Below are 26,712 nucleotides of genomic sequence, written 5' to 3' on the forward strand. Positions count from 1 at the left end.
CCGTTAGGCCATCAGCCAGCAGCGGGACAAGGCATAGCCACCGCTCATTTCCTGATTGCCATCTTTCACCCAGCCGCCAACCTTGGCACTGGTCGCATCGATGAAGTCGTTGAACATCGGCACGATAACACCGCCTTCATCGCGGACAGTCACCGACATGTCGCGATACATCTGCTTGCGCTTGGCGGGGTCCAACTCGCCGCGCGCTGCAATCAATGTCTTGTCGAATTTTTCATTGAAGAAGCGTGTGTCGTTCCAGTCTGCGGTGGAAAGATAGGCGGTTGAATACATCTGGTCCTGTGTCGGACGGCCACCCCAATAGGATTCCGAGAATGGCTGCTTGTTCCACACTTCGGACCAGTAGCCGTCGCCGGGTTCGCGCTTGACCTCGATCTTGATGCCAGCCTTTGCCGCGCTCTGCTGGAAAAGCTGTGCCGCATCGATAGCGCCCGGAAAGGCCACATCGGATGTGCGCAGCAGTACCGAACCATCATGGCCAGACTTCTTGAAGTGGAAAGCCGCCTTGTCAGGATCGTAGGCACGCTGTTCGATATCATCCGAAAACAGCGGATAGGCCTTGTTGATCGGGAAATCATTGCCGATCGAACCATAGCCGCGCAGGATTTTCTGCACCATATCTTCGCGATTCATGGCGTATTTCAGCGCCAGACGCAGGTCGTTATTGTTGAACGGTGCCGTGTTGCAATGGGCGATGAACACATAATGTCCCTTGCCCGCCACGTTCTGGATGGTCACGCCGGGAACGCGCTTGACCAGATCAACGATCTTCGGCTCGACGCGGTTGATCATGTGAACCTGTCCGGACTGCAAAGCGGATGTGCGGGCCGTGGCATCGTTGATGACGATGATTTCAATCTGATCCGCGTGACCGCGCTTATCGCCGTCCCAATAGCTGGCGAACTTCTCGCCGATATGGCGCACGCCCGGTTCGTCCTTGACGACCTTATAAGGCCCGGTGCCGATACCGGCGGTCGGCTTGTCCTTGCCGCCATTGGGCTGAATCATCAGATGGTAATCATCCATCAGGAACGGCAGGTCGGCATTCGGCTCTTTCAATGTGAAAACAACGGTATCGCCGTCTTTCTTCACATTGTCGATGCCCTTCATGACACCAAGCGCACCGGATTTTGAATTGGCGTCGGAATGGCGTTCCATCGTGGCTACGACGTCATCAGCGGTCATTTCCTTGCCATTGTGGAACTGTACGCCCTTGCGGATTTTGAAGGTCCAGACCTTGGCGTCGGGTGTCGAACCCCATTCCGTGGCAAGTTTCGGGTTTAACGTGCCATCGGCCTGAATTTCAACGAGCTGTTCGCCCCATTGGCGGCCAAATTTATAGGGAACCTGGCTCTGCCATGTTGCCGGGTCCATGCTGTCGGTCGAAGCGCCGCCCTGCATACCGGCTTTCAGCGTACCGCCCTTGACCGGACCTTCTGCCAAAGCCGCGCTGGAAAGCAATGAATTGGCTAAAACGGTGGTGACACCGAGAGCGGCAGCGCGGCCAAGAAAATCACGACGGGACAAATGTCCGCGTGCGACCTTGCGGCTCAGATAATCGAGTTCTTTTGACATACCCATTCCCCTTTTGTTGCTTGGAACGCATAGCGCCCAAATTCGGTTTTTGTGAATTATGCGACTTGATACCCGTGGATTTCAACCGTCAATGTGACGTTTGACTATAACCTCCAGCAATCAGATGTGCTGACGCGCGATTGTCTCGGCGAAATTTCGCTCGAAAACCAGCTCGTCATTTTCGTAGGCTTCAATGCGGCCCGTCAGATGAAAGTTCTGTTTGTCTGACCGCATCGTGGTGAACGTTTCCGTGCGGACGCGCCATTCATCGCGGCCTGATAGCTCCGTCCAATGTGTCTCGCCATAGGCGGAAAGCGGATTGTCAGGATGAATTTCCCAGCGTTCACGCGCAACACTGCCATGGATCAGCCCATGCTCTTTGTCGCGCGCTTCGCCAAAATCATCCATGATCGACAGGACAATCTTGCCGCTGACCTGATCCTGTTCGATCAGGCGACTGTTTGTGCCCTTGCGCAAGGTGTCGAGTTGCCATGGCGACGCTGCTTCCGGCTCGGGAAAGGTCCATTCGTCACCCATTGCGAGATCACGGGATGGCAAATCCAGTCTGCCACCGTGCAGCGTCAGGCTGACAGTCTCAGGCGATGGCCAGACCATCGGCCAATAGCTTGATGAGACGGCAATGCGCAGGTGATGACCGGCAGGGACACGGTAGGCAATGTCATCCAGCTTGAACCGGATTTTGACAGGTTCGCCCGGTGTCAGGGCTTCCGGCTTTTCGTGGCTGTTGCGATGGCAAAGATTGAACACACCATAGGTGATGCGTGTCGATGCGCCATCCGGGTGCACATCGCACAGGCGCACGGCAACCAGGGCAACAGGCTTGTCGCTGGAAAGCGTCAGCGAGATTTCAGGTGCGCCGACAATATCAACAGCCTTTTCAAGCACAGCGCCATCATAGCAGACAGACAGCGCATCATCGCGGCGCTGATCGCCGGGAAGTTCCGGGCCAAGCCAGATGGCGCAATATTCGCCGCCCATCATGCCGCAATCCTGCGGCGAAGCGATAAGATGGGCAAATTCCTTGACGGGCTTGTTACCCAGAGATTTTTCGGCAGTCAGGTGAAGCACTTCGTTGCGGATGGTCTTTGATGGCCATTGCGGCTCCGCAATCCAGTAACCGGGACGTTCCGTGTACCAGCTTTTCGGACGAACGGAATCCATCAGATAGCCGCGATAAGCCGGATCATTCTCGACGCCCGTATCGATATCCTTCAGCCAGCGGTCCCACCAGCGCAAAGCCTCCTGCAGGAAGCCGATGCGCGGTTCGGGCACGGCGAAATGCGGATATTTATGCACCCACGGTCCGACAATGCCTTTGACCGGTGCAGTAATGCCTTCCATCAGGCGCGGTACGGCGTTCTTGTAGCCATCACCCCAGCCGCCAATCGCCAATGTGGCGGCTTTGACAGCGGAGAAATCCTCGCAGATCGAGCCGCGCTTCCAATAGGCATCACGGGTCTGGTGCATCAGCCAGGTCGCGGGCAGAAACGGTTCGTGATCAAGCCGGTCGAGCCACATGCTGCGCCATTTATCGCCAACCAGCAGTGGATCGGGCGAACGCGAGGAATAGGCGAGCATGGTCGCGCCCCATCCGAGATTTTCGTTCAGCAGCAATCCGCCCTTGTAATGAATATCATCGGCATAGCGGTCATCCGTCGAGCAGAGCGTAATGATGGCTTTCAGCGCTTCGGGCTGCAAAGCCGCCACCTGCAATGAGTTGAACCCACCCCAGGAAATGCCCATCATGCCAACCCTGCCCGATGACCAGGGCTGTGCGGCGATCCATTTGATCACATCGCAGGCATCGTTGAGTTCCTGAACCGAATATTCGTCCTCCATCAGCCCTTCGGAATCGCCATTGCCGCGCATATCGACACGCAGGCAGGCATAGCCATGTCCGGCAAAATAAGGATGGGTGAGATTATCGCGCGCCGTGGTGCCATCGCGCTTGCGATATGGCAGAAATTCGAGAATGGCGGGAACCGGATTTTCAACTGCATCTTCAGGCATCCAGACTCGGGCCGAGAGGCGGCAGCCATCGGGCAGAACGATGCCCAGATCGGCTTCTTCTTTCACTTTGTGCTGAAAAGTCTCGACTGTCCGCATTACCATCTTTCGTTCCTGCAACGGAGCGGAAAACAGATCCGGTCATTTGTCTTGGCGACAATGACCAATGCACACCGGGCAGACCACCCGGTGAAAACATGAATCCCATTTTCTCGTCTTTTGCGAGGTGTTCCTTTGTATCGTACTATGCGCATCTGTCCGGCTATGCGGACCAAACACTTGCGACATATGTTCGGTCATTTGCGTCACGCTGGAAAAGTCTCATCCCAGCCTTGATGGAATAAGCTTTTCCAACCGGCGGAAGAGAAAAACAATGATGCCGGTGATGACAAGATAACCGGCGGCCAGCAGCAAAAGCGGCTCATAGGTGATGAATGTATCCTGTCTTACGCGCGAGGCGACAGAATAGAGATCGACGACGGTAATCGTTGCCACCAGCGGGGTTGATTTCAGCTGTAACACCGCCTCACCCGCCAGTGTCGGCAAAGCGCGATGAATGGCCTGCGGCAACCAGATGCGACGAAAAATGGTGAAGCGGCGCATACCGAAAGCGCGCGCCGATTCCAGCTGTCCCTTGGGCACACCGGCAAACGCGCCGCGCATCACCTCGCCCTCATAGCCCGCATAGGACAGGGAGAGCGCCAGCACCGCGTAAGGCCATGCTTGTCTCAAGTACGGCCAGAGTTCCGAGCTGCGTATCCACGGATATTGCGGGAACAGCGAACCCAGCCCGTAATAGAGCAGCCAGAGTTGCAGGAGCAGCGGCGTGCCGCGAACAATAGTGCAGAACACCCGTGCCGGTACCGCAAGAATTGCCGGGCCCGCTGCCTGTGCCAATCCAAGCGGTACAGCCAGCAGGAAACCGATGATGACGGTCACGATCAATATCCAGATCGTGCGCCACAGGCCTTGCAGGATCAGATCGCCATAATTGGGCAACCAGTCCCAGCGCATGAAGAAAATAGCTGAGGCGACAAGCGCAATACCAATCAGGATCAGCACAATCCGATGCGGCGGGAGTTTACGCGCCTGCCCGCTCGTGTCGCTGTCCTTGTGGATCGGAAATGTTTCGATGGGCGCTTCAAGTGGCGTTTCGCTCATCATCGCGCCTCCTTGACCGAAGGCATGCCGCGCCGCGCCCATTGCTCAACCTTGGCAAGGATGAGGTTGGAGAACAATGTGATGGCAAGGTAAAGAACGCCTGCCGCGATGAAGAACAGGAAATAGGCCTTTGTCGTGCCCGCAGCCTGACGGGTCACAAGCGTCAGTTCACTGAAACCCACCACCGCGAGCAGTGCCGTATCCTTGGTCGAGATCAACCATAGATTGGCAAGACCCGGCAGTGCATGCGGCAGCATGGCAGGCAAGGTAATACGGCGCATCATTAGCGTTGGCGACATGCCATAAGCCCGCGCCGCCTCGATTTCCCCTTGCGGAATGGCTTTGATAGCCCCGCGCAGCACTTCCGTGGCATAGGCACCCTGCACAAAGCCGAGCACAACAATACCAGCAACCAGTCCGCTGATATCCACACGCTGATAGCCGAGGCCTTCCAGCACGCGGTTGATCATATCGGTGCCAGCATAATAGAGCAGCAGGATCAGCACCAGCTCCGGAACCGCACGCACAATAGTCGTATAGATCGCCGCAATATCGCGCACCAGTGGCCCGCCATAGAGCTTGCCATAGGCACCGAATGTGCCAATCAGCAATCCCATGCCAAAGGCACCCACGGCGATCTGCAGCGAATTTGCCAGACCACGCAGGAGATTACCGCCCCATCCCGGCGGATTGGGAGACAGAAGATCAAACATGCCGGCTATACCAGCTGGAATAATCGATGCGTCGGCCAAGCGATCCTCGATTCAGAATAATGGAGTGTGCATATCTTCCTCACAGTGCGCCTGTTTGAAACAGGCGTACTATGAGGAAATGTGCGCGGTGCATAAGCCTACCCGATGAAAGATTGACCGGAGCAGGCAAACACCTGCTCCAGCCAACGGCTTAACCGCCATACATATCGAAGTTGAAGTACTTCTTCGAAATCTCGTCATACTTGCCATTGGCACGAATGTCCTTGATGGCTGTATTGATCTTGCCCTTCAGCTCCGTATCACCTTTGCGCAGGCCGACACCAACACCGGGTCCAAGGACTTCCAGATCGGGCGCAACTTTGCCCTTGATCTCGCAGCAGGCCTTGCCCGCGTCGGTCTGGGCGAAGGTTTCAAGTGCCAATGAATCGGCCTGCGTCGCGTCAATCCGCCCGGCGGCCAGATCCTGGTTGGCTTCGTCCTGCGTCTGGTATTCCTTGATTTCAGCCGCCGTCGCGGCAAAATGCTTCTTGGCATAGACCTGGTGAATGGTCGAAACCTGCACGCCTATGATTTTGCCTTTCAGACCTTCGGGTGAAGCATCCATCTTGACGTCTTTCGATCCGAGGATGACCGTGGGCGTATTGTAATATTTGTCGGAAAAATCGATCGTTTTCTCGCGCTCGGCGGTGATTGACATGGAAGCGGCGATCATATCGATCTTCTTGGTGGTCAAAGCCGGAATGATGCCATCCCACGAAACGGGCGTGATCACGCAGTCAAGCTTGGCCTGAGCGCAGATTGCCATGGCAATATCGACTTCCCATCCTTCCCATTTGCCCGAAGCATCAGGTGAGGCAAAAGGTGGATAAGGTTCGGCGGCAATGCCAACCTTGAGTTGTTCAGCGCTGGCGACACCCATTGCTGCGACCAGCACAGCGGCGGCAACCGCTGATTTCAAGAAAGCTCTCATTTTTAACTCCATTTGTTTTCTTGTTCCCCAGGATTATTCCCTGTATTTTTTCATGCAATTTATGAAACAGTACGAATAAACTGCTTCAAACGTTCAGATTTTGGTGATCCGAACAATTCTTCCGGTGGTCCCTCTTCTTCGACAATGCCGTTGTGGAGATACATGACATGGCTCGCCACTTCCCGGGCAAATTTCATCTCATGCGTCACCAGAAGCATGGTTCGCCCCTCCTTGGCGAGATCACCGATAACCTTCAGAACTTCGCCGACCAGCTCCGGATCGAGCGCTGATGTCGGCTCATCAAACAGCATCACACGCGGCTGGATCGCAAGGGCGCGGGCAATGGCACCACGCTGCTGCTGACCACCGGAAAGGTAGGCTGGATAGACGTCGCGCTTGGCCGAAAGTCCGACCCGCTCAAGCAATTGTTCGCCGATAGCCATGGCCTCGTCGCGTTTCATGCCAAGCACATGAACGGGCACTTCGATGACGTTCTGGATCAGGGTCATATGCTGCCAGAGATTGAAATTCTGGAACACCATGCCGAGACGGCTGCGGATACGTTCGATCTGGCGACGGTTGGCTGGGTATTGCCCGCCCTCGCCATCGCTGACCATCTGCACATCCTCGCCATTGATGCGAATGACGCCGCTTGTCGGGTTTTCGAGGAAATTGATACAGCGCAGGAAAGTTGACTTGCCGGAACCGCTGCCGCCAATCATCGCCACGACATCACCGTCTTTGGCGGTCAGCGAAACGCCCTTGAGAACTTCAAGGGCGCCGAATTTCTTGTGCAGGTTCCAGACGTGGATGGCTTCGGCTTTTTCGGCCGGGACGGATTGGAGAGGCTCCATCTGAGCGGATGCGTGTAACGCTTCCGTCATCGTGCGGTTTCCATGGGTTGTCTGGCACCTGCTGTCATCATTATTGCCTGTTTTGTCAGCATGAGGCGAAACTGCCTAATTTCGAGCATCACACCACTTGCGCTCTAATTATGCAAGCGTATAAATACTCCAGATGCAATTTTTACGAGAGAGCAGTCGATGAGCGCATTCGGTTCCCAGTCCATGGCCCTTCCCCTGAAACGCGTCATCATGCGCATGCCTGACCGCGTTATGGCTGGTGCCGAGCGTGACGTCTGGCATTATGGCCCGCAGTTCGATCCGCGCCGTGCATCCGAACAGCACCGCGTATTTGCTGACCTTGTGGCTCAGTCAGGTGCTGACATTACCTGGATCAGAGACGGCAATGATGGATTGTCGGATTCCATCTTCACGCACGATCCCTCTCTCGTCACCGACAAGGGTGCAATCCTTCTGCGCATGGGCAAACCCCTGCGTCTGGATGAGACCGATCTTCATCACGAAACCTATAGCCAGATGGATGTGCCGGTTCTTGGCCGCATTGTCGCGCCGGGTACAGTTGAAGGCGGCGATTGCGTCTGGGTCGACAGCAAGACACTGGCCATTGGCCGCGGCGTGCGCACCAATCAATCCGGTATCGAGCAGATGGCCGCCATTCTTGAGCCACTTGGCGTGACTGTTCTCGGCTTTGACCTGCCGCTGTGGCAGGGCGAAGAGGCTTGCCTGCACCTGATGTCCATCATCTCGCCGCTGGCTGAAGACCTTGCTCTTGTCCATCTGCCCCTGCTGCCAGCCGCCTTCTATCAGTTGCTGAAAGAGCGCGGCATTCGCCTCATCGCAGCGCCGGAAGAAGAATTTGCCGCCAGCAATGGGCTCAACCTCAACGTGCTGCCAACCGCGCCCTATGAAGTCATCGCGGTGGCGGGCTTTGAGAAGACCAAGGCGGCTATGGAAGCTGCTGGCTGCACTGTCACAACCTTCGAAGCCGATGCATTGTGCATTGCCTGCGAAGGCGGTCCCACCTGCCTCACCCGTCCGGTCTTCCGGCAATGAAGACGCAATCGGCCACACGCAAAACCTTTCGCCGTGAAGGCGAGGACAAGCGCCGCGAGGATCTGATCGCCGCAACGCTTGAATGTGTGGCCGAGCGCGGACTTGCCGGTGCCACCGTGCGCGAAATCGCCCAGCGGGCCGATGTTACAGCCGGGCTTATCCGCTATTACTTTCCCACCAAGGATGATCTCATTGGCGCTGCCTATCGCGCCGTCATGAACCGCATGACCGTGCAAGCCAGCGATGCCCTGCACAATGCCGCCGCTGATCCCCGCTCGCGCCTACAGGCCTTTGTTACCGCCAACCTTGGCGAGCCGATCATGGACCCGCACAATCTGTCGCTATGGGCAGGTTTCATTGCCCTTGTTCATGCGGACCCTGCCATGGCCGCCGCGCACCGCGACGGCTATCTCGGTTTTCGCGACGAGCTGGAAATCCTGATCCGCGAGGCCCTTATTGCATCGAAAAAACCGGCGGAACCTATTCATACCCGCCGCCATGCTATCGCCATCAATGCGATCATCGATGGATTGTGGCTGGAAGGCTGTCTTGCCGGCGATATTTTCGCCGATGGGGAATTGGCTGAAACCGGCATTGCCGCTATTGAAGCCGTACTTGGAATCTCACTTCACACTCAAGGAGCCGAATGATGCGCTATGCGTCTTTGACCGACCGTCTGGCCGGACTGGGATCGGATAAATGGGCCGTGCATATCCGTGCGCGTGAAATGCAACGCGCTGGCCAGGAGATCATCGAGCTGACCATCGGCGAACCTGACATTCCAACCCCGACTGACATGCTTGAGGTGGCCGAGCGCGCTATGCGTGCAGGGCGTACCGGCTATTCCAACGGTCGCGGCGAACCCGCTGTTCTTGCTGCACTTTCGGCCAAATATACCGCGCGCACGGGCCGGGCTATCGGGCCTGAACACATCATGTGTTTTCCCGGAACCCAGACGGCACTGTCGCTTGTCATGCTCGGTCTTGCCGAAGAAGGCGACGAGATCATCACCGGCGATCCGCTCTATGCCACCTATGACGGCGTTGTCCGCGCAACTGGCGCAACACGGGTTTCCGTTCCCCTGCGCCCCGAAAACGGCTTTCGCATGCAGGCTGCCGATCTGGAAAAGGTCATCACACCGAAATCCCGCGTTCTCCTGCTCAACACGCCGCACAATCCAACCGGCGCCGTGCTGAGCGAGAAGGAAGTGGCAGAGATCGGTGAAGTCTGCCGCAAGCATGATCTGTGGATTGTTTCCGATGAAGTCTACGAACTGCTGATTTTTGACGGCAAGTTCGCCTCGCCGCTTGACCGGCCGGAACTCGCCGACCGGACCATTGCTGTTGCCTCCATTTCCAAATCCCATGCCGCGCCGGGCTTCCGCAGCGGCTGGTGTGTCGGCCCGGCAGAGTTCACCCAGAAACTTCTGCCCCTATCGGAATCCCTGTTGTTTGGCGTCCAGCCCTTTATCGCGGATATGACCGCCTATGCGCTTGGCCAGCCCTCGGCAGCAGCGGCAACCATGCGCGAAAGCTATTCCCGCCGCGCGCAATTGATCTCGAAGCGACTTGACGGGATTGCTGGTATCGGTGCCGACATGCCACAGGCGGGCATGTTCATCCTCGCCGATATTCGCGCAACGGGTCTGAGCGGCAATGATTTCGCCATGCGGCTTCTCGAAGAAGAACATGTAGCGGTCATGCCGGGCGAATCCTTCGGCGACAATCTGGCGGGTTATCTGCGCCTTAGCCTCAGTGTTGCCGACGACAAGATAGACGCTGCCTGCGCCGGTATTGTCCGCCTTGCCTCCCGCCTCCAGCAACGGAAATCCGCATGACAACGGTTGGTGAAGCCCTCGTCCATCTGCTCGAATCCTACGACGTCGATACGGTTTTCGGTATCCCCGGCGTTCATACGATAGAACTCTATCGCGGCCTTGCCGCCTCAAAAATACGCCATATCACACCGCGCCATGAGCAAGGCGCGGGCTTTATGGCCGACGGCTATGCACGGGCAACCAGCAAGCCCGGCGTCGCTTTCGTCATTACCGGGCCTGGCATCACCAACACCATCACCGCCATGGGTCAGGCCCGTGCCGATTCCATTCCGATGCTGGTGATCTCGGGTGTCAATCAGCGCGAATCCCTTGGCAAGGGCATGGGCTTCCTGCATGAACTGCCCAATCAGCGCGCCATGCTGCAAACGGTTGCGATGTTCTCGCATCGTATTGAAACAGCGGATGAATTGCCGATTGTGCTTGCCCGCGCCTTTGCGTTGTTTGCCTCGCGGCGTCCCGGCCCTGTTCATATCGAGATACCGCTGGATGTGATGGCGCTGCCACTGGATGGTGCAACCCGCCAGCTATCGGATGCACCTATTCCGCAGGCATCGGCGGAAACCATGGCTGAACTAACCCGCCAATGCCTTGGCGCTGAACGACCGGTTATCCTGATTGGCGGCGGTGCTAGAAGCGCTGCGGCAGAACTAAAGGAATTGGCGGAAAAGCTGGATGCGCCCGTGGTGGCAACCACCAATGGACGCGGCATTCTGCACAATCACCCACTGCTGATCCCGGCCAGCGCCAGCCTCACCGCTGTACGCAAGCTTCTCGCTGAAAGCGATCTGGTGATCGCCATCGGCACCGAAATGGGACCAACAGACTACGACATGTATGGCGACGGCGGTTTTCCGGAACTCAAACGCCTTGTACGCATCGATATCGACGCCGGACAGTTGGATCGCCGCCCGGCTTTCATGCCCATCGAGGCATCGGCGCAGGAAACAGTCAAAGCACTGGCGGCCACATTGCCCGCGCGGCGCAATACCAAGTCGGGTGAAGACCGTGCATTGGCAACCCGCGATGCGGCATGGGCGGAAATCGGCCCGAGAACGCAGAGCCATGTGCGCTTTCTCAATATTTTGCGCGACACATTGCCGGATTCATTGATCGTGGGCGATTCCACCCAGGCCATCTATTCCGGCAATCTCTATTACGACCATGATCGCGTCGGTGGCTGGTTCAATGCGGCAACCGGCTTTGGTGCCCTCGGCTTTGGCCCACCTGCTGCTATTGGCGCAGCGCTCGGCAAGCCCGAGACATCAACGATCTGCATCGTCGGTGACGGCGGCTTTCAATTTGTGCTGGGAGAACTCGGCGCGGCAGTCGATGAAAAAACGCCTGTCATCTTCATTGTCTGGAACAATCAGGGCTATCAGGAAATCGAACGCGCCATGCGTGACGTGCACATCAACCCGGTTGGCGTGCGCCCATCAGCGCCCAATTATCTCAAAATCGCCGAGGCCTATGGCGTGGCTTCCATCAAGCTGCAAACATTGGACGAACTGCCCGCCGCGCTGCTGACAGCCAAGGCGAGCGGAAATCCATATCTGATTGAAATTGATGAAACATTGATCGGTTGATGGCCGAGTGGCCATCAACCTTTTCCATCGGTTACGGCCGGTGGATTGTCTTGACCTCAAGAAAGTCCTCAAGCCCGAACTTGCCACCTTCACGGCCATTGCCTGACTGCTTGTAGCCACCGAACGGGCTACCATAACGATGCGCACCGCCATTGATATGCACCATGCCTGCTTTCAGCTTTGAGGCAACGCGTTCGGCGCGCTTGGCATCACCTGTCTGCACATAGGCGGCAAGGCCATAGGGTGTATCATTGGCGATGGAAATCGCTTCTTCCTCCGTATCAAAAGGAATGAGCGAGAGCACCGGGCCAAACACTTCCTCTTTGGCAATGCGCATATCATTGCGCACGTCGGCAAAGATTGTCGGGCGGACAAAATAGCCGGTTTCATAACCTTCTGGCTTGCCTGCACCGCCCACCAGCACGCGTGCACCTTCGGCGATACCGGCTTCGATCAGGCTTTGTACGCGGCCGTACTGGATATGGCTGACGAGCGGACCGATATGGTCGCCATCCTCCTGCGGATCGCCGACGCGCGCTTCCTTGCCCGTGGCTTCGGCAATCTTCACTGCCTTGTCATAGACGGACCGCTGCACCAGCATGCGCGTTGGCGCGTCGCAGGATTGGCCGCTATTGTTGAAACATTCAAGCACGCTGCCCGCAACACGGTCTTCCAGATCGGCATCCTCAAACACAATGTTCGGTGATTTGCCGCCGAGTTCGAGCGTCACGCGCTTGACGGTTTCCGCCGCATCCTTGCTGACCGCGATACCGGCGCGGGTGGAGCCAGTGAAGGACATCATGTCGACGTCCTTGTGCTTGGACAGCGCCGCGCCAACCGTTGCGCCATCGCCATTGACCAGATTGAACGTACCAGCGGGGAAACCCGCTTCATGTACCATCTCAGCATAAAGCAGCGCGTTGAGCGGCGTGAATTCGCTTGGTTTGAGCACGCAGGTGCTGCCCGTTGCCAGCGCCGGAATAACTTTTAGCGCAATCTGGTTTACTGGCCAGTTCCACGGCGTGATCAGGCCGCAAACGCCGATGGGTTCGCGCACCAGAAGGTCGCCATTCGGCAGGTCTTCACGCATATGGAGGTTTTTCAGGGCGTCAATGAACCCTTGCAAATGACCAACGCCGACATCGGCCTGCTGCTGCGTGCTCATGGTGATCGGCGCGCCGAGTTCCGCCGTGATGGTTTGCGCCATCTCGTCATAGCGGCGTTTGTAGATATCGAGCAGCTTTTCCAGAAGCGCCAGACGTTCCTCGACGGATGTCTGGCTATAGGTCTGAAAAGCTTTCTTCGCCGCCGCCACGGCGCGGTCAATATCCGCTGGTGTTCCCATGGAAATAATCGCAATGGGCTTTTCCGTAGCCGGATTGATCACTTCAAGATCATTGGCCACAAGAGGAGGCACCCATTCACCGTTGATATAAAAATCCCGCTTGATGAGCATATTTGCCTCCGCTTGAATACTGGTCGTTCTGCAAATGGTATGGGGCTTTTGGTTTGGATGCCAGATACAAAAACGACGGAAAGTGTGAACACTTACCTCTCTGTATCCTCTTCGTCGTCCTAAAGCGGCCCTCTCTCCATCATTCTCGCCATTCTCTCTCCGTCATCCTCGGGCTTGACCCGAGGACCCATGACAAAGAAGAAACGATATTCACGACATCGAACTGTGAAAGGGAAATATTACTCGTCATCAACGGTGGGTCCTCGGGTCAAGCCCGAGGATGACGGAGAGAGATGGGCGCTTTAGGATGATGGAGAGATGGTTGCTTTAGGATAGTGGCGAGATGTGCAACTCATGCACACACTCAATCCGCTGATCGCAACAGCGCCTGTGCCATGCAGTGAATGCCACCGCCGGTTTTGGAGATCTCGCTCATATCAACCGCCGCCACTTCAAATCCGCGTGCGCGCAATTTATCGATCAGCGTCTTGCTGGATGTCGGCGCGATGATCCGGTCCTTGCCGAGCGACATGAAATTGCAGCCCAGATTCATCGTATCCTGAAACGGCACATCGATGATCTCGTGGCCTTTGGATTTCAGCCACTCGACGATGCCGGGCTCGGTGCAGGCAAGACACACCGCTGTCAGCTTTGGCGCAATTGGCACCACCATCAGATCGATATGCACGTAATACTCATCGATGAAGGCAAGCCGCGTTTCCCAACCCTCCTTGCGGAACCATTCTTCCACCTGACGGGCGCCCTCTTCCTGCGTGCGCGCACCGCCGCAGCCGATGAGAACACATCCCTCTTCGATCACATTGAAATCGCCGCCCTCAAAGGTACCCGCTGTCACCATGTCGTAGATCGGAATACCGAGCTTTTCATAGGTGCGGATCGCGGCATAGTTCTCGCCGCGCCGCCACCAGTTGGCCATGGCGGTGATCACAGCGCCATAGGGGGTCATCACACTGGAATCGCGTGAGTAGACCTGCATCGGCAGCTCCGGCTCCGGCTCATGCCAATGGATTTTCACGCCGAAATGTTCATAGGCCGCGACAAGTTCCTTGTGCTGCGCCTGTGCGGTCTGAATATTGCATGGTGCTTCACGCAGATGTTTGCGCGACAGCGAGCTTGTCGCCATGTGCCGCAGAAATGCCGGAGAGCCCAGCAGCACATCAGTCAGCGGGTCAGTTTCATTGCGAAAACCCCAGCCTTTCAGCGGTGCTGTGCCGCCATTTGGATTGCGGCGCTTCAATGTAAATGCGTCGGCTTCAAAGCCCTGTTCATGACGTGTCATTGGTCCTGTCTCCTCATCAGGGGCGTGTGGGTATCCACCACGCCCGCCCGCGTGCAGTGGTCACATATTCCGGCCAGCGGAAATGAATCGGCGGTTCGTAATCGCAAAGCGGCGCTATCCAGTTCGAACCACCAATGCCGCCGCCGGTGCGTTGGATAAACTCATCCTTTGCGCTTCTGCGGGCATCGCCGTCCTCAAGCAGGCGCAGGGCAGTCAGCGCCACGGTCTTGGTGGCGGTGATCACCATAGGATCGATTGTTTCCGGGATACCGCCCAGCGCATTCATCACCCAGCCCGGATAGGCAAAGCCCTTCGGTGCCTTCAATGCGGGACGCGCCACATAGAAGCGCACTGTTGGCGCATGCCATGTCATATCCGTGTAATCGTCGGAGGTGGAGTTGATCTGGGATGGCGGCAGGTCACGGCGCAGGATTGCTTCAGCATCCCTTGGCGCGATCAATGTCTCGCACTCGTCAAGGAAAGGATCAAGCATCGGCTCGATCCCGGCATTGACCTGAATTTCCCGCGCCACCGCCTTTGCCGCCTCGTTCCAGCGCGGCGCACCGACTGTCTGCAGCGCATCCCATGTGATTTCTGCCATGGCATGATTGGCAAGGCCGGGACGTGACTTGCACACCCAATGCCGCTCCACCCGGCAGCCGGTCATTGCGGCCGCATGTTCGGCATTGCGGTCAAGCACTGATGTCACCTGCTCGGCCATGCCTATGGTTGGCACACGCATCATGTACTGAATTTCGGCGAGCCCAGCGGGAAGGTTGTCAGCAGTTGCCTGCCCGGCGGTCAGAATTGCCTCGCTGATCGACCAGCCGCCATGATGCGGCAGCATGGAATCGCGCAGGGCTTTTGACGCCATATACATCATCATCAGTGCATCATTGGCACCGGGCGCCCGCACCGCCGAATGGGATTGCGGGATCGGCGCGCCATCGCTGAGGCCCCAACTTTGAGGCTGATCGCAGACAAAGCGATAAATCATCGAATAGGCAGCGCCGCAATGCGTGTCCCAACGCACCGTATTGCACAGCGGCAGCATGTAGAACGGATGGAACGAGATCATTCCATCCAGCCCATCATAATAGCCCTTGGCGGCGTGAATGGGCTTTGAGCCGCGCACTTTTTCCGCCGGTTCGCCGGTAAAGCGCAATGTGCCTGTTATGCCGTGCTTTTCCATGGCAGCTTTTGTCGCCAGCAGACCGCCGAGACTGGATATGCCGAGCCCCGAATGCGGGTCGGTGTGACCGCCAGCATGTTCGTTCAAACCGGGCCTTGGCCGCTGGACCGTCGCCGCGTCCTGACAATTGCCGGGCACCGCATCATATTCCGCATACATGCCAATGGTTGGGGATTTACCCGTGGTTCCTGCCCGGTTGGTCCAATGCGCACAGAATGCCGTGGGCATACCGCCTGAACCGGTCTCCACGTCGAAACCTTCACGGCGCAGCAGCGTCACATACCATTCTGCCGATTGATATTCGCGCCAGGCAGTTTCACCGAAATCGAAAATGGTGCGGGTCCATGCCGAGAGATCAGCTTGGCGCTTTTCGACAAAATCCAGCGCTGTGGTTCCTGCTGCCGTGGTCACGATCCATCTCCCGTTGCGGCGAGATAATCATCTGGAAGGCGGGACAAAAAGTGATATGTTTTTTCAAAACGTGCAAATTCTATTCACCTCATCATTGGAATCCCGTTCATGCGCATTCCCTCCACGCAAGCCCTGCGGTCCCTTGAAAGCTTTGCCCGGCATGGCAGCGTCTGGCGTGCGGCGGATGAGCTGCATCTCACCCGCAGTGCCGTCAGCCATCAATTGCGCCTGCTGGAGCGCGATCTCGGCTTTGAACTGTTGCAGCGCGATGGCAAAGGTGTCGCCCTTACCCCGCGCGGGCGCAAATATGCCAATGATGTGCGCAAGGCGCTGATTGTCATTGACGATGCCGGTGGCAGGCAAAATCCTGCCGGTGTGGGCGGTTCGCTGTGCATCAGTTCGACGGCGGGCTTTGCCTCGCTGTGGCTGTGTACCCACATTACCGAGTTTCAGGAGAAATATCCTGAGGTATCGCTGCGCATCGTCACCCCGCGCAAACTGGATGATGTGACGGATTCCTCTGTCGATATTTTTATAGCCTTCGGCGACGGCAACTGGCCCAACCGCGCGGTGGAACTGCTGTGTGAGGTGGAGTTCACGCCACTATGCAGCCCCGTCCTGCTCAACAAAATCGGTGGCATCGCCGAACCAAAAGACCTGTTACGCGCGCCCCTCCTGCATCTGGGCGATTTTGAGGATTGGACCCGCTGGATGGCGCTGGCCAATGTAGAAAACCCTGATTCCGAGCGCGGCATCATCTTTTCCGACATGAATCTTGTCTATTCGGCTGCCATTACGGCGCAGGGTGTCGCCATGGGCGATGAACTCACCTGCCGCAAAGCCATGAAGGCAGGTCAACTCATCCGTCCGTTTGACCTTGGCATCAAGTCGCCGAAATCCTATTTCCTCGTCGCGGATTTCGCCAAAGTTGAGCATCCTGCCCAGTTGGCGTTCACGGAATGGCTGAAATCGCGCCTGTCGCAAACACGCAACGCTTAGACACCCAAACGGTCTTTTCTCATATTGGCGTGAATTTCGTTCACGTATCGCGGCAATATATTTCAATTGTCGTCACCGCAGATTGTGCCTAGGCTTTCCCAAAAAGCAGGGGAAAGAGGTCTCTCAATGCCTCAAGGCATACAACTGGGCGACGCAAAGGCCGCCGAGATCAAGGCTGTATCCATTGGCAAGACATTCGGTGCATTCCGTGCGCTGAAAGACCTGTCGCTCGACATCGGACGCGGCGAGTTTTTGACCCTTCTCGGCCCTTCAGGTTCGGGCAAGACGACCTTCCTGATGATCCTTGCCGGGTTTACCGCGCCCAGCGAAGGCCGGTTGATGATGGATGGCAAAGACATCACGGATGTGCCTGCCGAAGACCGCTCCTACGGTATGGTGTTTCAGGGCTATGCGCTGTTTCCGCATCTTAACGTCGAACAGAACATCGCCTTTCCGCTCAAAGTGCGCGGCCGTTCCTCCGCCGATATCAAGCGACGGGTCGGCGAGATGATCGAACGCGTTGGTCTTGTGGGGCATGAGAAAAAACTACCAACAAAGCTTTCCGGTGGCCAGCAACAGCGTGTGGCGCTTGCCCGTGCGCTGGCGTTTGAACCATCGGTGCTTTTGCTGGATGAACCATTCTCCGCGCTCGACAAGAATTTGCGCGAGATGATGCAGGAGGAAGTCAAACGCCTGCATCAGGAAACCGGCACGACATTTGTTTTCGTCACCCATGATCAGTCTGAAGCGCTGGCCCTCTCCTCGCGGGTTGCGATTTTCAATCATGGCGAGTTGTTGCAGGTCGGGCGACCGCAGGACGTCTATGAGCGACCGGCCAATCGTTTTGTGGCGGAGTTTCTCGGCGAGATCAATCTTCTACCGCTTGGTGCGCTCAGGCTGGATGGCGACAAAGCGGCGGGCCAGTTTGAGGACCGCACGATTGTGCTCAGCCAGACAGGGCCACAAATCGGCCCGAACGCGGTTGCCGCCGTGCGCCCGGAGCATATGACCATCGCCGCCACGCAGCAAAACCCTGATCATAACGCCATCGCCTGCCGGATCGAGGATGCGACCTATCTCGGCGCGGTGACCAAATATCACCTGAAAACCCGCACCGGCACATCCATCGCCGTGTCGATGCCAACAGCTGCAACCACAGGCTTTGCCCATCGCTCTGATGTCTGGGTGTCATGGCCCACAGAACAGGGATTTTTGCTACCGCAGCAAGGATAAGCACACCGCATCCGGAATGTGACAATAACAATCCAAAGGGGAACACAATGGATCACGCATTTCAAAAAGACTGTCTGGAAATACTGGCCGACAAGGTGGAACGGGGCGAGATAAGCCGCCGCCGCTTCACCCAGATGGCCGCCATGCTGCTTGCAGGCGCGCCTGCCCTGCTGCGCTCCAACCGCGCTTTGGCCCAATCAAAAGATCTGGTTCTGGTCAATTGGGGCGGCGATGCCATGACCGCCTATGACAAGGCCTATGGTCAGCCATTCGCCAAGGAGAGCGGTATCGCCGTGAAGATGGATGGTTCCGGCCCGACGGAAGGCGCTATTACCGCGCAGTTCAAGAGCGGTAAACCCAGCTGGGACCTGATGGATATCGATCCCTTCTCCGGTATTACCCTGGGCAAACAGGGCATGCTTGAACCCATCGACTATACTATTGTTGACAAGAGCAAGATGCGCCCCGGCTTTGGCTGGGATCATGCGGCTTCCACCTATTTCTTCTCCTATATCATTGCCTATGATTCATCGAAATTCGGCGATCAGGTGCCAACGGGCATGGCGGACTTTTTCGACGTAAAGAAATTTCCCGGTAAACGCTCACTCTACAAATGGGGCTCGGCCATGTGGGAAGCCGCATTGATGGCCGATGGTGTCGCTCCGGAAAAGCTCTATCCGCTCGATCTGAAGCGCGCCCATGACAAGCTCGCGGCGTTCAAGGAAAACGTCGTGGCCTATTGGGGTGGCGGCGCGGAAAGTCAGTCTGTTCTCATGGATGGCGAAGCTTCCATGGCGCTGATCTGGTCAACGCGTGCGCAACTGCTCGAACAGGATTCTGGCGGCAATATCAAATTTGTCTGGGATCAGGGGCTGATTTCCCCCGGCGCACTGGCTGTGATGAAGAACAATCCCGGCGGCAAGGACAATGCGATGAAGTTTATTGCCAGTGCCCAGACGCCCGAGCGGCAATTGCAGATGTTCGAACTGCTCGGACAAGGCCCCGCCAATCCGGCCACCGACGCGCTCATTCCGGCAGATAAAAAACGGGTCAATTGCGTCGATCCGGCCAATATGACCAAGCAAATCCCGCTCAACATGGAATGGTATGCGGAGCACTATGCCTCGGCTTTCGATCAGTACACCAAAGTCATCTCGGCGTGATCAAACACAGTGCGGAGGTTTTCCAATCTCCGCACGCTCGTATCTGTTTCCAGTAAAGGACTCTGAATGACCGGAAAGTCGGCTGTACCCAGAACGATATTGCTGCTTGCGCCGCTGCTGCTGTTTCTCGGGCTCGCTTATGTCGTGCCGTTTCTCGGTGTTATCAGGTGGAGCGTAACGCTGCCCGAACCGGGGCTTGGGCAGTACCGTGCAGTGCTGACCGATCCTCTGGTCCAATCCGTCTTCATCCGCACCTTGCGCATTTGTCTCATAGTCACGGCTGCGGCGCTCGTTATGGCCTATGCCATTGCCTATGTCTGGGTGCGCGGAACACCGACACAGCGCATGCTGGCGGAATTCTGCATTCTCGTGCCATTCTGGATTTCAGTGCTGACGCGGGCTTTCGGCTGGCTCGCCTTGCTGTCCAATCGCGGCCTGATCAATACATGGCTACAGGCGGCCGGGATTATCAGCGAGCCGCTGGCGCTTGCCCGCAATGAATTCGGTGTCATCGTCGGCATGACGCATTTTCTCATCCCTTTTGCTGTCTTTCCCATAGCATCCGCCATGCGCAGCATTGATGAGCGCGTGCTTTTGGCCGCCCGTGGCATGGGCGCATCGCGCAGCCGCATTTTCTGGAGCGTGTTTGTGCCCCTCACCTATGGCGGTCTGATCGGCGCGGCACTGATTGTGTTTGTTTTCGCGCTTGGCTTTTTCGTTACTCCGGCCATTCTCGGCGGCGGGCGCAGCGTCATGGTGGCGGAGCTGGTTTATCTCAGGATTTTCCAAAGCCCCGATTGGGGTCTTGGTGCGGCGATCAGTGTCGTACTTGTGATCTTCATCGGCATCCTGCTCGCCCTGATGCGGCGCTTCATCAAACCCGCGCATCTGGTGGGCTAAGCCATGCAATCATCACGCCCCGGTCCGATCCTGCTCATTATCGCCACTGCCGTTGCACTTTTCCTGCTGATGCCGCTTCTGGCTGTGGTGCCCGTATCGTTCACGCCGCAGCGGTTTTTGTCGATGCCAAATGGCGTGCTGTCGCTGCGGCATTATCAGGCGCTCATCGATAATCCCGCTTGGGGGCAAAGCGTCTTGCTCAGCCTGCGCATCGGTATTCTCTCCAGCGCCATCGCGACGGTGCTGGCCACCATGTTCGGGCTGGGCATCTGGATGTTTCAACCGCGCTTCTCCGCGCTGCTGATCGGTTTTGTCCTCCTGCCGCTGATCGTACCGCCCGTGGTATCAGCCATGACGCTGTATTTCCTGATGACTACCCTTTCCGCTTTCAACAGCTTTATCGGCTATGACACATGGATCGGCGTTGCGCTTGCCCATGCGGTGATGATCACACCCTTTGCCGTGGTTCTTATTCTGGTGGCGCTGTTTCAGGTGGACCGGCGCATTGACCTTGCCGCGCGTGGTCTTGGCGCGAACCTTACCACGCGCGCCTTTCGCATCATCATTCCCAATATCAAGTTCGGTATTGCCACCGCGGCGCTGCTTTCCTTTGTGCTGTCGTGGGAGGAGATCGGCGTCACCCTGTTCATCACCAGCGTCAACGCCATTACCCTGCCGCGTCTGATGTGGATGGGCCTGCGCGACAATATTGATCCTGCCATCGCCGCTATTTCCGTGCTTCTGATCATCGTGACCGCCGTCATTCTGGCTTTAAGGATTTTCATCGAACGGCGCGGGGCATCGGAGACGAAATGACAGCAGATGATATTGTGGCCGCGCTTGAAGCGATTACCGGCGCTGGGGGCGTCAAAACCGGTGAGGCCTTGCGGACTGTCCATCCCGGTTCCGATGAGCATAATCTCAATGCCGATCTGATGGTCACCCCGCGCACAACGGGTCAGATTGTAGAAATCCTAAAATTTTGCAACCAAAACGTTATATCGGTTGTACCCCATGGTGGACGCACCAGTCTTGCCGGTGGTGCTGTGTCGGCCAAAGGCGAAATCATCCTCTCGCTGGGCGCGCTCAACCGCATTGAATCCATTGAAGCGGCGGCAGGCACTGCCATTGTCCAATGCGGCGTCACACTGCAAGCCGTGCAGGAAGAAGCTGCCAAGGTGAAACTGACCACGGGCATCGACATTCCGTCACGCGGCAGTGCCACCATCGGCGGCATGATTTCTACCAATGCGGGCGGCATGGAGGCCTTTCGGCAGGGCGTCATGCGCCAGCGGGTGCTGGGGCTTGAGGTGGTTTTGCCTGATGGCTCCATTATGAGCGACCTTGCGCAAGTGACCAAGAGCAATGAGGGTTATGATCTGAAACAGCTCTTCATCGGGGCGGAAGGCACGCTCGGCATTGTCACCCGCGCCGTTATCAAGCTCGCTCCGGTTGATGCGTTCACGGCCACGGCGCTCGTCGCCTGTGCATCCGCCAGCAAAGCCGTCGCGCTGTTTCAGGCACTGCGGCACAATCGCTCGGTCACTCTCCTGCGCACTGAGTTCATGGGTGAGCGCTATTTCCGCGTTGCCGTCGAAGCACTCGGACCAGCATCGCTCGCAGCGTTCACCGAGGCACCCGTCTATCTCATTGTGGAGACGGAAGGGCTTGACCAGCAGAGCGCGCAATCGACGCTGGAAGACGCGCTGGGTATGGCCATAGAAAATGAACTGGTGCTCGACGCGATCATTGCCCAGAGCGGCAAAGAGCGGAACGACATCTGGAATATCCGCGAGGACAGCAATGTCATCACCCGCGCCTACCCGTATGGATACTGGTTCGATATTTCTGTGCCGTTGCAGCATATCGATGCTTATCTCAGGCAGTTTGAAGCGGGTGTTGCCGCGCTTGGTCCTGATGTAAAAGGCTTTGCCTTCGGACATCTCGGGGATGGCAACCTGCATATTTGTGTCGCCGGGGAGAACGGCAATCCTGACAAGGACGCGGTTAAATCGGTCGTCTATGCCAATCTGCGTGAGATGGGCGGTTCATTCTCCGCCGAGCACGGAATAGGCCTTGAAAAAAAGCCGGAACTGCACGCGCTTATTGATCCGGTAAAGCTTTCGCTGATGCGGGCAATCAAGCGGATAATCGATCCACGCAACATCATGAATCCGGGGAAAGTTGTTGATGTTTCCTAGCAATACATCTGTTTTGCGTGGTTCGTGGTTGAACATAACAACCATGAGGGAGAACCTCTTCCCGTCATCCTCGGGCTTGACCCGAGGACCCACGCAAATGACAACAAAACAAGCGCTCCATCTTCATGGGTCCTCGGGTCAAGCCCGAGGATGACGGAGATTGGTGGATGTGAGGAGGCAAAATCGGCGGCGTCTGCGATTAGCGTTGCATCCCCACTCTCCCTCATGGTTGTTATGTCGAACCACGAACCACGCCCCCTCACCCCAAACCACAAAACAACCATGTCGCAGCCAACAAAGCATGTGGCGCGTTCGGGCTTCTCGACCACCCCATGGGGGGTTATCGTTTGCCCATGGTCCAGCCTTTTTTCTATCGGCATTATCAGGACCGGGTGCAGCTTCTGCGTCCGGTGCGTGGGTGGATGACCATCTCCAAGACAGATATCAAAAACCAATAAAAGGGGTTCTCACATGAAGACATTATTGATGAGCGGCGTCATGGCATTCACCCTGCTGGGTGCAGCGGGTGCTGCATCAGCCGCCGAATGCGGCGATGTGACGATTGCCAGCATGAACTGGCAGTCGGCGGAGGTACTCGCCAATCTCGACAAGATCATTCTCAACCAGGGTTATGGCTGCAATGCCGATATTGTTCAGGGTGATACGATCCCGACGCTGACCTCCATGACCGAAAAGGGCCAGCCTGATATCGCCCCTGAAGGCTGGGTGGATTTCATGCGTGATATCCTCGACAAGGCTGTTGCTGATGGCAAGCTTGTTTACACGGGCAAGTCGTTGTCAGACGGCGGTGTTCAGGGCTGGTGGGTCCCGAAATATCTGGTTGATGCCCATCCTGATATCAAGACCATTGACGATGCGCTGAAACATCCGGAACTGTTCCCGGCACCGGAAGATGCATCCAAGGGCGCTGTCTTCAACGGCCCTCCCGGCTGGGGCGGCACATTGGCAACCACCCAGTTCTTCAAAGCTTATGACGCGGAAAAGAAGGGTTTTACACTGGTTGATACGGGCTCGGCTGCCGGGCTCGATGGTTCTCTCGCCAAAGCCTATGAACGCAAACAGGGCTGGGTTGGTTACTATTGGGAACCGACTGCCCTTCTCGGCAAATATCAGATGGTCAAGCTCGACCATGGCGTGCCTTTTGACGCCAAAGAGTGGAAGCGCTGCAACACCGTCGCCGATTGCGCAGACCCGAAGAAGAATGCCTGGGAACTGGCCGAGGTAGATACGGTCGTCACCAAGAAGTTCAGCGAACGTTCCGGTCCTGTGATGGATTACCTGAAGGCTCGTTCGTGGTCCAACAAGACAGTCAACGAGCTTCTGGCATGGATGACTGACAATCAGGCCACCGGCGAAGATGGCGCGAAATATTTCCTCAAGAACCACGAGGATATCTGGACCAAATGGGTCAGCGCCGATGTCGCAACGAAGGTAAAAGCTTCGTTGAAGTGAGTAGTGAGTAAGCTAAGCCGCATTTCCCCTTTGGGGGAGATGCGGTGACTTGGTATGATGCGTGGTTCGATATGATAACCATGAGGAACGTGGGTGGCTGTAATGCTATTCACAATGGGTGCAAAACTCCACTCATCGCGGCTCACCCACCTTCGTCATCCTCGGGCTTGACCCGAGGACCCATAATTCAAACGTGCTAAATATCTGGATTCATCTGATTTCCTTTGCCGTGGGTCCTCGGGTCAAGCCCGAGGATGACGGGAGAGGTGGTGGAAGAAAGCCATGTTCTGCATGCAATGCTGGCGATTATCATTACGTCCACCCATGTGCCTCACGGGCGTTATGTCGAAGCACACACCGTGCTACTCTCTCAAATAAAACGCATCAAAACCTGATCGCGTAACGCAAGCCATCATAGATTGCAGCGTGAATGTTGCGGGCATGAACGGCATCGCCAATGCGCAACAGATCGAACTGCCCGTCAGCCTGCCGCTGCGGGAAAATGGCACCCCCATTGACCAGACGATCATAATCCACCGCGCCGCCATTGCGCGATAGTGGTTTTAATTCACGGTAGAGATCATCGATCGGCAAAGTACCGTGTTCCACCACCACCTGATCCACCAGCCGCTCCTCGCGATATTCAGGATCAAAATCCGAACCCAGAACGGCAACAAGCTGGTTGCCATTGCGGGTGACGCTCACCAGCCGCGTATTGATTGTCACCCGCACACCATGTTGCTGGAAAGTCCGCATATAGGGCACATGATTCATGCCACCCATTTCAGGCGCAAAGAATCGCTCCGGGCTGACGAGTTCAAGTTTCGAGCCAGCGCGCGCGATCATCTCCGCTGCGCTCATGCCCTGATGTCCGCCATTATCATCATAAAGCAGGATATTTTCGCCAGGCTTCACCGCGCCTGCCAAAATATCCCAGCTTGACGTGACCAGTTCATCGCCCGCCTGCAGCGGCGGATTTTGCGGCAAGCCGCCCGTTGCGATCACCACCACGTCTGGGGCAAGGTCAAGAACATCACCACTTTCCGCCCAGACATTATAGCGCATGGAAACGCCAAGCCGGTCCAGTTCCTCAAGACGCCAGTCGATAATGCCGATCATTTCCTTGCGCCGCGGGTTCTGCGCCGCGAGCCTGACCTGCCCACCCGCCTGATCCGCTGCTTCCAGCACGGTCACGCTATGGCCGCCTTCTGCCGCAACGCGCGCCACTTCCAGTCCTGCGGGTCCTGCACCAACGACAACAATGTTGCGGCTGTCTTTGGCCCTGGCTATGGCGTGCGGCATGGTGCCTTCACGCCCCGTCGCCGCATTGTGGATGCATAGCGCCTCTCCGCCCTCATAAATGCGGTCAAGACAATAGGTTGCCCCGACACAGGGCCGGATACGATGTTCTTCACCTGCCTCAATCTTGCGGACAATATGCGGATCGGCAATATGCGCCCGGGTCATACCAACCATGTCGAGCTTTCCCTCGGCAATGGCATGGCGCGCGGTGGCAACATCGGCAATACGCGCCGCATGGAAAACCGGAAATTTGGTTTCCTGCCTGACCTCTCCGGCAAAATCGAGATGCGGCGAAGACCGCATGCCCTGAATGGGAATGACGCCATTGAGCGCCGCATCCGTATCGATATGGCCGCGAATAATGTTGAGAAAATCGAACTTGCCCGATGCTGCAAGACGCCGTGCAATCTCCACGCCTTCCTGCCGTGAGAGCCCCTGCTCCCAGTCCTCATCAGCCACCATGCGGATACCGACAATAAAATCCGGGCCCACGGACCGTCGCACCGCATCGATGACAGCCCAGGTGAAACGCAGACGATTATCAAGCGAGCCGCCATATTCATCGTCACGCCGGTTGGTGGCGGGTGACCAGAACCCGTCCATCAGATGACCGTAAGCCTCGAACTCAATGCCATCGAGCCCCGCCGCCTGCATACGCTGCGCCGCCGCTGCATAATCGGCAATGATCCGCTCGATATCCCAATCCTCAGCTTCTTTCGGAAAAGCCCGGTGGGCGGGTTCGCGCACGGGGGATGCGGAGACGACGGGGAGCCAATCGGCCTTGTTCCAGCTAGTGCGGCGGCCAAGATGTGTCAGCTGGATCATGACGGCGGCGCCGTGTTCATGACAATCGTCGGCAAGCTCACGCAGCCATGGCACGATCTCGTCCTTATAGGCATGAAGATTGCCGAATGCCGGTGGAGATTCCCGCGAGACAACAGCCGATCCCGCCGTCATCGTCAGGGCGATACCGCCTTTTGCTTTCTCCGCATGGTAGAGCCGGTAACGTGTTTTCGGCATTCCATCTTCCGAATAAGCCGGCTCGTGACTGGTCGACATCAGGCGGTTTTTCAGCCTCAGATGTTTAAGCTGATAGGGCTGCAGAAGCGGATCGTCATGTGAGGACAATAGTATCGGTTCCCGTTGTTTTCATGATCCTACAACAGGCGCCAGTCCGCATGTTTCTCCCGCGCGACCTATTGTGGTGTGGATTCGTCATATGAATTTCATCTTGCAATCAACCTCACCCAATTTCGCTCCCTATAAATTGGAATCGAAAGC

Annotated in this window: 21 protein-coding genes; 11 read left to right on the forward strand and 10 right to left on the reverse strand. The window is 56.8% G+C overall.

The genetic code is table 11. The features are described from left to right. Positions 1-3: 3 nt before the first annotated feature. The 6 genes from BLU05_RS21475 to BLU05_RS21500 all read right to left on the reverse strand — a co-directional run bounded on the left by BLU05_RS21475 (position 4) and on the right by BLU05_RS21500 (position 7,319). A complete protein-coding gene (locus tag BLU05_RS21475) occupies positions 4-1,593 on the reverse strand; it encodes an ABC transporter substrate-binding protein (RefSeq protein WP_091884863.1) in 1,590 nt (529 codons plus the stop codon). A 120-nt stretch (positions 1,594-1,713) separates the two neighbouring features. Next, positions 1,714-3,720 carry a CocE/NonD family hydrolase gene (locus BLU05_RS21480; RefSeq protein WP_091884866.1) on the reverse strand — a complete coding sequence of 669 codons (2,007 nt, stop codon included), beginning with the start codon at positions 3,718-3,720 and terminating at the stop codon, positions 1,714-1,716. Positions 3,721-3,942: 222 nt separating this feature from the next. Further along, complete coding sequence (locus tag BLU05_RS21485; protein ID WP_244518475.1) at positions 3,943-4,785, reverse strand: ABC transporter permease; 843 nt, start codon at positions 4,783-4,785, stop codon at positions 3,943-3,945. Further along, positions 4,782-5,495 (reverse strand): ABC transporter permease, encoded by a 714-nt coding sequence (locus tag BLU05_RS21490; protein ID WP_091884868.1) that lies wholly within the window; start codon positions 5,493-5,495, stop codon positions 4,782-4,784. The genes BLU05_RS21485 and BLU05_RS21490 overlap by 4 nt, the downstream gene beginning before the upstream one ends. 190 nt (positions 5,496-5,685) lie before the next feature. Continuing rightward, positions 5,686-6,465, reverse strand: a complete 780-nt coding sequence (locus tag BLU05_RS21495) for a transporter substrate-binding domain-containing protein (RefSeq protein WP_091884636.1) — start codon at positions 6,463-6,465, stop codon at positions 5,686-5,688. Between the two features lie 59 nt (positions 6,466-6,524). After that, positions 6,525-7,319 carry an ABC transporter ATP-binding protein gene (locus BLU05_RS21500; protein ID WP_091884870.1) on the reverse strand — a complete coding sequence of 265 codons (795 nt, stop codon included), beginning with the start codon at positions 7,317-7,319 and terminating at the stop codon, positions 6,525-6,527. Positions 7,320-7,508: 189 nt separating this feature from the next. On the opposite strand from BLU05_RS21500, the gene BLU05_RS21505 reads away from it, so the two are divergent. From BLU05_RS21505 to BLU05_RS21520, 4 genes are read left to right on the forward strand one after another with little or no spacing between them, the layout of a single operon-like run. Then, positions 7,509-8,381 (forward strand): dimethylarginine dimethylaminohydrolase family protein, encoded by an 873-nt coding sequence (locus tag BLU05_RS21505; RefSeq protein ID WP_091884638.1) that lies wholly within the window; start codon positions 7,509-7,511, stop codon positions 8,379-8,381. Continuing rightward, positions 8,378-9,031, forward strand: coding sequence for a TetR/AcrR family transcriptional regulator (locus BLU05_RS21510; RefSeq protein WP_091884640.1), 654 nt, complete (start codon positions 8,378-8,380; stop codon positions 9,029-9,031). The genes BLU05_RS21505 and BLU05_RS21510 overlap by 4 nt, the downstream gene beginning before the upstream one ends. Further along, the gene (locus BLU05_RS21515) at positions 9,031-10,218 is read left to right on the forward strand and encodes a pyridoxal phosphate-dependent aminotransferase (protein WP_091884872.1); all 1,188 of its coding nucleotides are present in this window, start codon (positions 9,031-9,033) and stop codon (positions 10,216-10,218) included. Before BLU05_RS21510 ends, BLU05_RS21515 begins: the two co-directional genes overlap by 1 nt. After that, positions 10,215-11,801 carry a 5-guanidino-2-oxopentanoate decarboxylase gene (locus tag BLU05_RS21520; RefSeq protein ID WP_091884643.1) on the forward strand — a complete coding sequence of 529 codons (1,587 nt, stop codon included), beginning with the start codon at positions 10,215-10,217 and terminating at the stop codon, positions 11,799-11,801. Before BLU05_RS21515 ends, BLU05_RS21520 begins: the two co-directional genes overlap by 4 nt. Before the next feature lie 31 nt (positions 11,802-11,832). On the opposite strand, the gene BLU05_RS21525 is transcribed toward BLU05_RS21520, so the two are convergent. The 3 genes from BLU05_RS21525 to BLU05_RS21535 all read right to left on the reverse strand — a co-directional run bounded on the left by BLU05_RS21525 (position 11,833) and on the right by BLU05_RS21535 (position 16,160). Then, positions 11,833-13,257 carry an aldehyde dehydrogenase family protein gene (locus BLU05_RS21525; protein ID WP_091884644.1) on the reverse strand — a complete coding sequence of 475 codons (1,425 nt, stop codon included), beginning with the start codon at positions 13,255-13,257 and terminating at the stop codon, positions 11,833-11,835. A 364-nt stretch (positions 13,258-13,621) separates the two neighbouring features. Further along, positions 13,622-14,557 (reverse strand): dimethylarginine dimethylaminohydrolase family protein, encoded by a 936-nt coding sequence (locus BLU05_RS21530; protein ID WP_091884647.1) that lies wholly within the window; start codon positions 14,555-14,557, stop codon positions 13,622-13,624. Positions 14,558-14,573: 16 nt separating this feature from the next. Further along, positions 14,574-16,160, reverse strand: coding sequence for a zinc-binding metallopeptidase family protein (locus tag BLU05_RS21535; protein WP_091884648.1), 1,587 nt, complete (start codon positions 16,158-16,160; stop codon positions 14,574-14,576). A gap of 108 nt (positions 16,161-16,268) precedes the next feature. On the opposite strand from BLU05_RS21535, the gene BLU05_RS21540 reads away from it, so the two are divergent. The 7 genes from BLU05_RS21540 (at position 16,269) to BLU05_RS21575 (ending at position 24,129) form a co-directional block, all read left to right on the forward strand. Beyond that, entirely contained in the window at positions 16,269-17,159 is an 891-nt protein-coding gene (locus tag BLU05_RS21540) for a LysR substrate-binding domain-containing protein (RefSeq protein ID WP_091884651.1), read from the forward strand. A gap of 126 nt (positions 17,160-17,285) precedes the next feature. Continuing rightward, positions 17,286-18,392, forward strand: coding sequence for an ABC transporter ATP-binding protein (locus tag BLU05_RS21545; protein ID WP_091884653.1), 1,107 nt, complete (start codon positions 17,286-17,288; stop codon positions 18,390-18,392). 47 nt (positions 18,393-18,439) lie between these two features. After that, positions 18,440-19,555, forward strand: a complete 1,116-nt coding sequence (locus tag BLU05_RS21550; protein ID WP_091884656.1) for an ABC transporter substrate-binding protein — start codon at positions 18,440-18,442, stop codon at positions 19,553-19,555. A 66-nt stretch (positions 19,556-19,621) separates the two neighbouring features. Next, positions 19,622-20,455 carry an ABC transporter permease gene (locus BLU05_RS21555; protein WP_091884658.1) on the forward strand — a complete coding sequence of 278 codons (834 nt, stop codon included), beginning with the start codon at positions 19,622-19,624 and terminating at the stop codon, positions 20,453-20,455. Between the two features lie 3 nt (positions 20,456-20,458). Then, positions 20,459-21,271, forward strand: a complete 813-nt coding sequence (locus BLU05_RS21560; RefSeq protein WP_091884661.1) for an ABC transporter permease — start codon at positions 20,459-20,461, stop codon at positions 21,269-21,271. Then, positions 21,268-22,656, forward strand: a complete 1,389-nt coding sequence (locus BLU05_RS21565) for an FAD-binding oxidoreductase (RefSeq protein WP_091884663.1) — start codon at positions 21,268-21,270, stop codon at positions 22,654-22,656. Before BLU05_RS21560 ends, BLU05_RS21565 begins: the two co-directional genes overlap by 4 nt. A 471-nt stretch (positions 22,657-23,127) precedes the next feature. After that, the gene (locus tag BLU05_RS21575; protein ID WP_091884667.1) at positions 23,128-24,129 is read left to right on the forward strand and encodes an ABC transporter substrate-binding protein; all 1,002 of its coding nucleotides are present in this window, start codon (positions 23,128-23,130) and stop codon (positions 24,127-24,129) included. A 384-nt stretch (positions 24,130-24,513) separates the two neighbouring features. On the opposite strand, the gene BLU05_RS21580 is transcribed toward BLU05_RS21575, so the two are convergent. Further along, positions 24,514-26,559 carry an NADH:flavin oxidoreductase gene (locus BLU05_RS21580; RefSeq protein ID WP_091884670.1) on the reverse strand — a complete coding sequence of 682 codons (2,046 nt, stop codon included), beginning with the start codon at positions 26,557-26,559 and terminating at the stop codon, positions 24,514-24,516. Between the last annotated feature and the right edge of the window lie 153 nt (positions 26,560-26,712).

The organism is Phyllobacterium sp. OV277 (assembly GCF_900104355.1).
Lineage (GTDB): Bacteria > Pseudomonadota > Alphaproteobacteria > Rhizobiales > Rhizobiaceae > Phyllobacterium.